General features: G+C 32.0%; 9 protein-coding genes. 3 read left to right on the forward strand and 6 right to left on the reverse strand.

What is annotated here, in order from left to right; translation table 11 throughout:
• Window positions 1–13: 13 nt before the first annotated feature.
• Together OJ995_RS12065 and OJ995_RS12070 are read right to left on the reverse strand one after the other, a co-directional pair.
• The gene (locus OJ995_RS12065) at window positions 14–454 is read right to left on the reverse strand and encodes a MarR family winged helix-turn-helix transcriptional regulator (RefSeq protein ID WP_133607181.1); all 441 of its coding nucleotides are present in this window, start codon (window positions 452–454) and stop codon (window positions 14–16) included.
• A 126-nt stretch (window positions 455–580) separates the two neighbouring features.
• Complete coding sequence (locus OJ995_RS12070; RefSeq protein WP_264369656.1) at window positions 581–2,350, reverse strand: AMP-dependent synthetase/ligase; 1,770 nt, start codon at window positions 2,348–2,350, stop codon at window positions 581–583.
• A gap of 183 nt (window positions 2,351–2,533) precedes the next feature.
• On the opposite strand from OJ995_RS12070, the gene OJ995_RS12075 reads away from it, so the two are divergent.
• The gene (locus OJ995_RS12075; protein WP_264369657.1) at window positions 2,534–4,453 is read left to right on the forward strand and encodes an LTA synthase family protein; all 1,920 of its coding nucleotides are present in this window, start codon (window positions 2,534–2,536) and stop codon (window positions 4,451–4,453) included.
• Between the two features lie 7 nt (window positions 4,454–4,460).
• Window positions 4,461–5,033 (forward strand): dual specificity protein phosphatase family protein, encoded by a 573-nt coding sequence (locus OJ995_RS12080; protein ID WP_264369658.1) that lies wholly within the window; start codon window positions 4,461–4,463, stop codon window positions 5,031–5,033.
• 3 nt (window positions 5,034–5,036) lie between these two features.
• Here the strand turns inward: OJ995_RS12080 and OJ995_RS12085 are convergent, their stop codons facing one another.
• From OJ995_RS12085 to OJ995_RS12100, 4 genes are all read right to left on the reverse strand, one after another.
• Window positions 5,037–5,897, reverse strand: coding sequence for a DMT family transporter (locus OJ995_RS12085; protein ID WP_264369659.1), 861 nt, complete (start codon window positions 5,895–5,897; stop codon window positions 5,037–5,039).
• A gap of 75 nt (window positions 5,898–5,972) precedes the next feature.
• Window positions 5,973–9,638, reverse strand: coding sequence for a phosphoribosylformylglycinamidine synthase (purL, locus tag OJ995_RS12090; protein WP_264369660.1), 3,666 nt, complete (start codon window positions 9,636–9,638; stop codon window positions 5,973–5,975).
• Window positions 9,639–9,772: 134 nt separating this feature from the next.
• Window positions 9,773–10,405 (reverse strand): DUF1579 domain-containing protein, encoded by a 633-nt coding sequence (locus OJ995_RS12095; RefSeq protein WP_264369661.1) that lies wholly within the window; start codon window positions 10,403–10,405, stop codon window positions 9,773–9,775.
• 19 nt (window positions 10,406–10,424) lie between these two features.
• A complete protein-coding gene (locus OJ995_RS12100) occupies window positions 10,425–11,948 on the reverse strand; it encodes a right-handed parallel beta-helix repeat-containing protein (RefSeq protein WP_264369662.1) in 1,524 nt (507 codons plus the stop codon).
• 134 nt (window positions 11,949–12,082) lie between these two features.
• Between OJ995_RS12100 and OJ995_RS12105 the strand changes: the two genes are divergently transcribed.
• Complete coding sequence (locus tag OJ995_RS12105; RefSeq protein ID WP_264369663.1) at window positions 12,083–12,508, forward strand: PaaI family thioesterase; 426 nt, start codon at window positions 12,083–12,085, stop codon at window positions 12,506–12,508.
• The last annotated feature ends 9 nt before the right edge of the window (window positions 12,509–12,517 follow it).

Below are 12,517 nucleotides of genomic sequence, written 5' to 3' on the forward strand. Positions count from 1 at the left end.
TAGGTTTGTTGTTTTATTTGTCGTTATAGATTTTTTTGTCTGCAATTAATTCGTTAATGATTTCGGCAACTTCCATAAAGTGTTGTAATTTTTCTTCACTAATATGTTGCTTTACGGTTTCATTAAAACGAAGTACGGTTTCTTTAGAAAGTTCTCTTTTTTCTTTTCCTTCTTTAGTTAATTGAATAATTACGCCACGACCATCGGTTGGATTTTTTTTACGCGTAATTAATCCTCGTTCTTCCATTGACTTTAACGTTCTGGTTAAGCTTGTGGCTTCCATTCCCATTTTTGGACCTAGAGTTGTTGATGGTGAACCATTTTCTCTATCGATACTTAAAAGAGCAAAACCCGTTGCCATTGTAGCACTGTATTTTGCAGCTTCTTCGTTGTACATCCTGGCAACCGCTTGCCAAGTTGCTCTAAGTATATAGTCTATTGTTTTATCTTTCATAGAATTACTATCTAAACTTTTTCAAATATAAAAAAAAATACTATGCACGCATAGTATTTTTAACATTTTTTGCAAAATTTAACATTTTAAAATAGCAAAACCCACGAAATGTGGGTTTTAGCGTTTCTATCCGTAAATTTTTTGATATAAATCGTTATATTTTTCTTTAATGATTTTACGTTTTAATTTCATGGTTGGAGTTAGGTGACCATCAACGATTGACCAAACATCTGGAGTAAGTTCAAATCGTTTTACTTTTTCCCAATTTCCAAATTTCTCATTGCATTGATCAATTTCTTCCTGAATTCTGTCGACTACCATTTTATTAGTACATAATTCTTCATTGGTATTGAAATTAAGATTATGTCTTGTTGCCCATTCTCTAACAAATTCAAAATTTGGTTGAATGAAAGCTGCTGGCATTTTTTCGCCATCACCAATAACCATGATTTGTTCAATAAAACGTGATTGTTTGAAAGTATTCTCTAGAATTTGAGGTGCTACGTATTTTCCACCAGAAGTTTTGAACATTTCTTTTTTACGATCGGTAATTTTTAGGAAACCATCTGAATCAATTTCACCGATATCACCTGTATGGAAGTAGCCATCTTTTAAAACCTCAGCAGTTTGTGTTTCATCTTTGTAATATCCCATCATAACGTTTGGACCTTTACATAAGATTTCACCGTCTTCTGCAATCTTAACTTCAACTCCGTCTAATACTTTTCCAACAGATCCAACTCTGAAACCACCATTTCTCATGTCGTTTACAGAAATTACAGGAGAAGTTTCAGTTAAACCATAACCTTCCATAACTGGAATATTAGCAGCACAAAAAACTTTTGTTAATCTACTTTGTAACGCAGCACTTCCTGAAACTAATAATTCTAATTCACCACCTAAACCTTCTTGCCATTTAGAGAAAATTAATTTACGTGCAATTTTTAATTTGAATTCGTAGAAAGCTCCGTTTTGTTTATAAGGTTTGTAGTCCATACCTAAATCTAAAGCCCAAAAGAAAAGTGCTTTTTTGATTCCAGTTAAATCTGCTCCTTTAGCATAAATTTTATCGTAAACTTTTTCTAATAAACGAGGAACAACCGACATAACGTGTGGTTTTACCTCTTTTAAGTTATCAGAAATCTTCTCAATACTTTCAGCGAAGTAAATAGAGATACCATAATATTGGTATAAATACGTCAACATTCTTTCGAAAATATGACAAATAGGTAAGAAACTTAAAGCTCTTGTATCTCCAGCTCTTAATGGAACTCTTGGCGCACTCATTAATACATCTGAAACAATATTTTGATGTGTTAACATTACACCTTTTGGTCTTCCTGTTGTTCCAGAAGTATAAATAATAGTAGCCAAATCTGTAGTTAGGACATTATTTTTTCTATCTTCTACAACATCTTGATTTTCTTTATCTGCACCTAATTCTAAGATTTCTTTCCAACTTTTGCATCCTGAAATATCATTATAAGAATAGACTTCTTTTAATGTAGGAACATTAGCTTTGATGCTTTTTAGTTTTTCATACACTTCATCATCAGAAACAAAAACATATTTTGATTCAGAGTGATTTAAGATATATTCATAATCTTCAGCTGAAATTGTAGGATACATAGGAACTGTTTGCGCTCCTGTTTGTAAAACTCCAATATCAGTAATGTGCCATTCGGTTCTATTATTTGAAGAAATGATAGCAATTTTATCATTTTTATTAACACCTAATCGAAGTAAACCTCTAGAAATGGCGTTGGCTTTATCTAAATATTCTTGAGTAGATGTTTTAATCCACTGTCCATCATATTTTGTAACTAAAGCATCCTTTAAATTATACTTTTCTAATTGATAGTAAGGAAAGTCAAATAAGCGTGTAATATTGTTCATAATTCGCAATTATTAATTGATGCAAATTATAAAAATTTAATTAATTAAGCAATTTTTTATTGATATGATAATGAAATAGTATTAACTTATTGATTTTTAAATTATTATGCATGCATAATAATTATCTGTATACAATTTATTATTTGTAAATTTGAAAAATTTTTATTTCAGTTCAATAAATTTATGAAGAATTTTTTCAGAATAGAAGAATACAAAGCTTTATTATACAGAATTAGTTTAGTATATTTTTTTTATTTCATAGCACGGTTTTTATTTCTTGTGTACAATTATAGTCTATTAAAAGTTACTAGTATTTCTGAGTTTTTTAATTTGGTTTACCAAGGTTTGGCTTTTGACACAACGGCTATTTTGTATATCAATGCTTTGTTTATACTATTTTCTATTTTACCATTTTGGAAAAACACCAAACCAGGTTATCAAAAGTTTACATTTTATCTTTATTTCATTACCAATTTGTTGGCTTATGCTACCAATTTCATTGATTTTATTTACTACAAATTCATATACGCAAGAACAACCATTGCAGTTTTGGATTCGTTGAAGGATGAAAATAATTTGGGTAGTATGTTTTTTAGATTTTTAGTTAGCTATTGGCATGTTTTTGCTCTATTTTTTGCAACATCATATTTGTGGATTTATTTATACAAAAAAGTTAGAGTGGAACATAAAGAAATTCAATATTCTAAAATCAAGTACTTTTCGTTTTCTAAAATAGGTGTAGTTTTAATTCTTGTGTTAATGGTGGGTGGAATTAGAGGTGATTTTAAAAAGAGTACTAGACCTTTAAACATGATTGATGCAAACAGAAATGTTACAAAAGTTGAACATGCAGACGTTATTTTAAATACTCCCTTTGCCATTATTAGAACGCTAGGAAAAACAAGTTTTAAAGAAACCAATTTTAATATTTCAGAAAAAATTGTAAATGAATCTATAAAGCCTTTTAAGGTATATTCTTCTGATGAAACATCACAACCTAATATTGTTTTGTTTATTACAGAAAGTTATGGAAGAGAATATTGGGGGGCATTTAATAAAGACAAACAAATTCCTAATTATGTAAGTTACACACCATTTCTTGATAAATTAGCAAAAAACAGTTTGATTTTTACCGATGTTTATGCCAATGGAAGCAAATCGATTCATGGAATGTCCTCTGTTCTTGCAGGGATCCCTTCGTTTAAAGATGCTTATACATCATCTCCTTATGCTAAACAAAAAGTAGAATCTTTGGTTTCGATATTAAAAGGGCAAGGTTATGATACGTCATTTTTTCATGGAGCGCCTAATGGTTCTATGGGTTTTCAAGGATTTGGTAATATTTTAGGATTTGATCATTATTATGGTAAAACAGAATATAATAATGATAACGATTTTGATGGTGTTTGGGGAATTTGGGATGAACCATTTTTTCAATTCATGAAACAAACTTTGGATAAAAAGAAAGGTCCTTTTTTTAGTACCATTTTTACAGTTTCTTCTCATGAACCTTATATAGTTCCTAAAAAGTATGAAAATAAATTTCCAAAAGGAGATTTACCCATTCATCAATGTGTTGGTTATACCGATATGGCATTTGAAAAATTCTTTGAGGCAGCTAAAAAAGAACCATGGTTTGAAAACACTATTTTTATTATTACTGCAGACCATTGTAATCAAACATTTTATCCAGAATATAAAAAAGTAGTAAATCGTTCTGCTATTCCATTATTGATTTATTATCCAAAGAAAAACTTAGTAGGAAAGAGAACTGATATTGTGCAACATATCGATATCTATCCAACCATTCTTGATATGATTGGATATAATAAACCTTTTAGAAGTTGGGGTAGAAGTTTAGTAAGTAATAATAAGGAAACCCCATATGCCATAAATTATTTTTCTAATCAATATCAATTTCAAAGTGGAAATTATATTTGTACATTTGATGGTAAGAAAGCTACTGGTTTTTACGCTATTTCTGATAAAGGACTTGAAAAGAATTTGATTTCTAAACGAAATGCTGAAATGAATGCTTTAGAAATAAAATGTAAAGCATTTTTACAAGACTATTTTGATAGAATCGTTAATAAAAAATTATAATCGTAAGATGAAAAAAAGAATTGGAATACTAGTTTTATTTGTTGTTTTAATTGGAGTTGGAGCCTATGTATATCAGATGCATATTAACCATAATTTTGAAACGGTTACAGAAGGTAAAGTTTATAAATCAGGTGTAATTCCTCCAGATCAAATTGCTGATTATGTAAAAAAATATAAAATCAAAAGTATTGTAGATTTACGTTTTCCGGGTACAGAAGATACCATTAATAATCCAGAAATTCCTGAAGAATTAACTGCAGAAAAAGATGCTGTTGGGAAAATTTCGGGTGTAAATTATTTTAATAACGGTTCCAAACAAGTTCCTCAAAAACATAATTTAGATTATTTCTTCAAAATTATGGACAATCCAGATAATTACCCTGTTTTGATTCATTGTTATCACGGTGTTGGTAGAGCTGAAATGTATACAGCTCTATATCGAATTGAGTACGAAAATATGAATAGAGATGAAGCAAGAACTAAGGCTAGATTCATAACAAAATGGAGCCCATTTGATTTAGGTGAACCAAAAGGAGATTTTCTTCATACTTATATCAGAAGAAAAGATTCGGTTAAATAGGTTTTAAGCTTTATTTAATTGTGCAAGAGTAATAATAATCACTGAAATTATAGCTAAAACTATTCCTATATAGTTCCATTTGGTCATTTTTTCTTTAAATAATAGTATTCCTGCTAAACTTCCTAGTATGATAACTCCCATATTCATACCAGCAAAAACAGTCGAAGGATTTTCTGCTAAAGCTTTATGCGCTTTTAGATAGAAGAGAATGTTTCCAAAATTTAAAATTCCTAAAGCCAATCCCCAAAGTATATTTTTTGATTCTAGTTTCTCTTTTTGAATAAGAATTTTTCCAATTAGAAATAAAATGGAAACTATAAAAGCACCACAAAATATTAAAAACAAAGAAGTTGTAAAACTAAAGTCCTTAAAAACAGCAACTTTCTTAAATAGAATATCAATAATTCCAAATCCCAATAAAACCAATAAAGGATAAACCCAATTATTTGATTTATTTTCTGATTTTTTGTTCAATGTGAAGAATATAGCCGAAAAACCAAATATAAAACCAATGATTTTAAGTTGGCTAAACGATTCATTAAATAGATAATAAGAAGCAATTAGCGGAATAAATAAAGATAGTCGTTGCGCAATATCAGTTTTTACGATTCCAGTTAGCTTGATGGATTTTGCTTGAATAAAAAATACGATAGGTAATAAAAATGCCAAACTTATGAAAAGGTAATATGGAATAGATTTTTGTTCAATAAATAAATTTGGTTGGTACGTAAAATAGGTGAGTAATAAAGCCGAAAAATAATTAAAAGTGATGATTTGAAAAATATTCAAATGAAATCGTTTGGCTACTTTTAAAAATATCCCAACAGTTACACTACAAATTACACTTAAAATGACAAACCACATATTCTTTTATTTTGACACAATAGTACAAAAAAAGCACCTTAATTAAAAGATGCTTTTTTATAAAGTTTAGGTAAATTATTTTTTATTTTCAATCCATTTTCTAGCATTCACAAATGCTTCTAACCATGGCGAAACTTCGTCTTTTTGACCTCTTTCTGGATAATGTGCCCAGTTCCAAGGGAAAGTTGAACGCTCAATATGTGGCATCATTACCAAATGTCTTCCAGTAGTATCACACATCATAGCTGTGTTGAAATCAGAACCATTTGGATTCGCCGGATAATTTTCGTACCCATATTTAGCTACAATGTTATATTTCTCTTCTGAATAAGGTAACTTGAATTTTCCTTCTCCATGTGAAATCCAAACTCCTAAAGTCGTTCCTTCTAAAGTAGATAACATCACTGAATTATTCTTTTGAACTGTTACCGAAGTAAAACCACTTTCGTGTTTGTTCGAAGTGTTGTGATGCATTTTTCCGTGTACTTCGTGCTCTGGATTTATCAATTCTAATTCCATTAATAACTGACATCCATTACAAATTCCAACAGAAAGTGTATCTTCACGCTTGTAGAAGTTTTTCAAAGCCGTATTTGCTTTTTCGTTGTATAAAAACGCTCCAGCCCAACCTTTAGCCGAACCTAAAACATCCGAATTCGAAAATCCTCCAACAGCTCCAATGAATTGAATATCTTCCAATGTTTCTCTTCCCGAAATTAAATCGGTCATGTGGACATCTTTTACATCAAATCCTGCTAAGAACATAGCATTTGCCATTTCGCGTTCTGAATTACTTCCTTTTTCGCGAATGATTGCTGCTTTTGGTCTTGGTTTTGAAGCATCAATTACAGGTAATTTACCATCAAAATGCGATGGGAAAGTAAATTGTAATTTTTGATTTTTATAATTGTCAAAACGTTCTTGTGCCATTCCATTTTTAGATTGTTTTGAATCTAAAAGGAATGATGTTTTAAACCAAGTATCTCTTAAAGTTGAAATACTAAATGTTAAACTATCTTCAACGTTGATAACTGTAAACGCATCGCCATCGATAGCCGAACCAATTTTGAAAATCTCAATATTATGTTGTGCGAAAGTTGCTTCCACTTCAGCATTTGCTTGGAAAACAACTCCTATATTTTCATTAAATAAGGCTTTAACCGTATCTTTTTCTCCTAAAGAAGTCAAGTCGATTAACGCACCTAATTTATCATCTGCAAAACACATTTCTAATAGCGTAGTGATTAAACCACCGCTTCCAATATCGTGTCCTGCTTTAATTTTTCTATCCTTAATTAAATCTTGTAAAACGTTGAACGCTTTTTTGAAGAATTCCGAGTTTTGAATCGTTGGAACATCATTTCCAATTTTATTCAATACTTGCGCAAATGAACTTCCACCTAATTTGAACGAATCTTGCGATAAGTTGATATAGTAAATGTTTCCGCCATTTCTTTGTAAAACAGGTTCAACTACTTTTGTAATGTTCGAACAATTTCCAGCTGCTGAAATAATTACCGTTCCTGGAGCAATTACTTCATCATTTGGATATTTTTGTTTCATCGAAAGCGAATCTTTTCCTGTTGGAATATTGATTCCCAATTCAATAGCAAAATCCGAACAACCTTTTACTGCTTCATATAAACGAGCATCTTCTCCTTCATTTTTACAAGCCCACATCCAGTTAGCTGATAATGAAACCGATTTCATTCCTTCTTTTAACGGAGCCCAAACTAAATTTGATAAAGCTTCACCAATCGCAGTTCTTGAACCCGCAACAGGATTTACTAAAGCTGAAATAGGTGAGTGTCCAATCGATGTAGCAATTCCCTCTTTTCCTTTGAAATCCAATGCCATTACACCAACATTGTTCAGTGGCAATTGTAATGGACCAACACATTGTTGTTTTGCAACGCGTCCGCCTACACAACGGTCAACTTTATTGGTTAACCAATCTTTACAAGCTACTGCTTCTAATTGTAAAACTTGACTTAAGTAGCTTCCTATATTTTCTTTTGAATATTTTAAATCTGAATAGTTGGTAGCAACGGTTTTATCCGTCATAATCGTTTTTGGCGAACTTCCGAAGAAATCTTCTAAAGCATAATCCATTGGTTTTAAACCTGTAGATTTTGATTCGAAAGTAAATCTATGGTCGTTAGTTACGTCACCAACTTGATACATTGGAGAACGCTCTCTGTCAGCAATTCTTTGTAATGTTTCGATGTCTTTTTCACCAATAACTAATCCCATTCTTTCTTGCGATTCGTTTCCGATGATTTCTTTAGCCGAAAGCGTTGGGTCACCAACCGGTAATTTATCTAAATCGATTAATCCTCCAGTTTCTTCTACTAATTCAGAAAGACAGTTTAAATGTCCACCTGCACCATGATCGTGTATTGAAACAATTGGATTGTTATCACTCTCTACCAAACCACGAATGGCGTTGGCAGCACGTTTTTGCATTTCTGGATTAGAACGTTGGATGGCATTTAATTCAATTCCTGAACCAAAAGCACCAGTATCTGCAGAAGAAACTGCAGCACCACCCATTCCAATTCTATAATTTTCTCCACCTAAAATAACGATTTTATCGCCAGCCATAGGTTTCTTTTTAATCGCTTGATCTAATTTTCCGTAACCAATTCCACCCGCTTGCATGATTACTTTATCGTAACCAATTTTACGATTGTTTTCTTCATGTTCGAAAGTTAAAATAGAACCTGTAATTAAAGGTTGTCCAAATTTATTTCCAAAATCAGATGCTCCGTTTGAAGCTTTAATTAAAATATCCATTGGTGTTTGGTACAACCAAGGTCTTTCGTTCATTCCATTTTCCCAAGGACGTTCTTCTGCTAAACGAGAATAAGAAGTCATGTAAACTGCAGTTCCTGCTAATGGTAAAGAACCTTGTCCTCCAGCCAAACGGTCACGAATTTCTCCTCCTGAACCTGTTGCAGCTCCGTTGAAAGGCTCAACTGTTGTTGGGAAGTTGTGTGTTTCTGCTTTTAAGGAAAGAACCGAATCAAATTCCTTTTCTTGATAGAAGTCTGGCTTGTCGGCACTTTTTGGTGCGAATTGGGTCACTTTCGGACCTTTTACAAAAGCTACGTTATCTTTATATGCCGAAACAATATCGTTTGGATTTGTTTCCGATGTTTTCTTGATTAATTTGAATAAAGAAGTTGGTTTTTCTTCGCCATCAATCACAAATGTTCCGTTAAAAATTTTGTGACGACAGTGTTCTGAATTTGCTTGTGAGAAAGCAAAAATTTCAGAATCAGTTAACTTTCTACCTAATTTAGTTGAAAGATTATTCAAATAGTCCACTTCTTCTGGACTCAAAGCTAAACCTTCTGATTTATTGTAAGCGTCAATATCTTCAATATCCAATATTGGTTCTGGTTGGATATTAATTGTATAAATTTCTTGATTTAATTCCGAATACTTTTGCGAAAGCATTGGATCAAAATCGTTAAAATCGGTAGCTACTTTTTCAAATTCCTCGATACGAATGATGCCAGAAATTCCCATGTTTTGAGTAATTTCTACTGCATTTGTACTCCAAGGCGTAACCATAGCGGCACGTGGTCCAACAAAAAAATCCGACAATACGGATTTTTCTATTTTATGTGCATTGCCAAAAAGCCAATTTAATTTGTTGATGTCTTCTGATGAAATCTCGTTTTGCGTTTGAACCGCAAAAACTGTGTTGGATTGGTTTCCGAAGAAATGAATCATTGTATGTAGTTGTTTGTGTTGTTGTTTGAAAGTGCAAATTTATTCTAAAAAGTTAGAAGTTCAAAGTTTTAAGAGCGCATAAAAACAAAAAAAGCTGTTCTTTTTTGAACAGCTTTAATTTTATTTGTTGAAAACTACATTTTACGTTTCGAAACTACTTGCATCGATTTGAATTCTTTACCATCTTCAGCAACATCAAACATTTCCATTTTTTGGTTGTTATCATCAATGTAAGTAATAACTTCTTTTACTTTTTTAGCTTTTTTGGTTACAGGATCCACCATTTCGCCGTGAAAAGTTGATGTTTTTGTTGCTTCATCATATTTTCCACGAGTAACCATCATTCCAGTTCCCATATTGTCAATCCAAGTTGATACAAACTCTTGAGTTGCATTATCAAAAGCAACCGTTCCTTTTCCTTCAAATGGCATTCCGAACATATCACCAGAATAAGTTCCTTCTTGATATCTTCCTCCCATAATCATTTTATAAGTTACGGTAGCAGTTGATTTCATTTCCTGAGGATTGTCTGGTGACCAGAATGTTAATTCGGCATCCCAAGTTCCACTATCTTTAGCCAACATTTCATGCGCCTTTGATGGTGTAGCATAATCCGCCCAAGCTTTTGCAACTGTAGCAGAATCGGGTTTTGTTTCTGTTGTAACTTCTTCTTTAGTTGTTGTTTCTTCTGGTTTTTGCGCTTCTTCTTTTTTACAAGAAACGAATGTTAAACCAATAATTAAAAGAGATAAAGAGAGATTTTTCATAATTGTATAATTTATTTGGTTAGTCAAAAGTGGTCCAATTGTAAGCACCCATATCGGATGGATTAGTTCTTGGATTGTTTAATATATCATTAAAAGTAGAGTAGGTGTTGTCAGCATTTCCTCTTGCTGAAGAATCTTCACCAATAATCAATTCATTATTTCGAGCATCTTTAAAATCGGGATTATTTACGGTTGAGTTTGTAGCAATCAAACAATTTGTATACAAAGCAGTATTTGAAAAAGCATACAACGGATTATTAGTGAATTGATTACTGAAATCGGCAAACTTGATTAAAGAATGGTCAAAATTATAAACGAAAGTACTTCCAGTTTTTTTCAAAACAATTCCAAAATTACTTGAAGTATGAATGATACAGTTTTTAAAATTAGCTTTTGTTAGAGCATAAATGGCACTTCCATCGTAATCGTCAAGTAAAACTGCGGTTTGATTTGGTGTTGGCCAATAGTTAGCAAAAGTACAATGTACAAATTCATAACTTCCACCAAAACTTCCAGCAAACGAAGTTTGACCACAATTATTGATAACTACATTTCTACCTTCAATATTTCCAGTTCGTGCTAAAATACCAACATTAGAACAATTATAAATTTGAGTGTTTTCAAGATCTAAAGTTGGAGTAGGAGTACCATCATTTCCAGATACTAAAATTCCAACCGTGGCATTTTTTAGTGTTAAATTTTTAATTTGATTATCTGTACTGCCTTGTGTTAACCAAATCGTTCCCCATTGTCCAGGAACATCTGCAAAATCAGGTTCTAAACGATCACCTTCAAAAATAACTTCGTTTTCTAAAGCTTCCGTTGTGGATGTACTACCATTCACATGAATTGAAGCGTTATTAGCAACAATAATTCCAGATTCTGCATGAAAATGAACTCTTGCACCAGCATCCACAACTAAAGTTTTATTAGGCGGAACTGCGGCATATCCATAAACCACATAAGGTTTGGTATTGGTCCAATGCAATTCGTTTCCATTGGTTGGATCAGCTTCGTCTAGGTAAAATCCATAGATTTCATCATCACCAATAGGTAAAGTTTCGGTTGTTCCGTCTGAAAATTTTTGTGGATATAAGAAAATGGCATCCTGAATCAATGTAACTAATTCTACTTTTTGAGTATTGATTCCTTCTCCAAATAAAATTTGGTCAGTATACAGAAAATCAGTAGGATTAGCATCGGCTACATCAGCTGTAACTTCAATAAAAATGAACATACTGTCTTTAGCCAATAGTTCCACATCGTCAAAAACTCTTCCGGGAATTCCATCTACCATCATGCGATATTTAGACGTTTCTCCTTTAGCTAATTGTACTTTTGGAATCGAGATATTTTTATCACTTCTATTGTACACTTTTAGAGTGTAAGTGCTTGAACCGATATTTGTAAAAACAGTGTCTAAATACACCGTATCTTTTGAAAATCGTAAGCCTCCTGTGTTCGATTCAAAATCAAAATCGTTTCGGCATGAAGTTAATGAAACGGCAAATCCTATTAGTATTAAAAGTAATAAACGACGCATGTATAGTTAATTTTGGTAAATGTAATTATTAATTTTAAATCTATAAAAACTAAATGTGCTTAAATTACTTACTAAAACGTTAAATCAGTTGAATTATTCTCTTCGGAATGCTTAATTTTACCAAAAATAAAGTTATGATGTTTGATAGAGAAAAAATATTGCAATTGTGTAACGATTGGAGCAAAAATACTTTAATGAATACCTTAGATATTGTCTACACCGATGCAGGTGAAGATTTCTTAACCGCTACAATGCCTGTGAATCCAAGAGTGCATCAACCTATGGGATTATTACATGGAGGTGCAACAGTTGCGTTAGCTGAAAGTGTGGGAAGTGCTGCATCATTAATGTTTGTAAATCCCGAAAAGCAAGAAGTTCGTGGAATTGAAATTTCGGCAAACCACTTGAAAAGCAAACGAGAAGGAATGGTTACAGCTACAGCAAAAATCATTCATAAGGGTGCTAGTATTCACTTGTGGGAAATTAGAATTGTTGATGAAGAAGGAAAGTTAATTTCGCTTTGTAAATTGACGAATATGGTATTATCGAGAAGACAATAATTCGATTAT

Origin of the sequence: Flavobacterium lacisediminis, assembly GCF_025909975.1 — a bacterium.
In the GTDB taxonomy this organism is placed as follows: domain Bacteria; phylum Bacteroidota; class Bacteroidia; order Flavobacteriales; family Flavobacteriaceae; genus Flavobacterium; species Flavobacterium lacisediminis.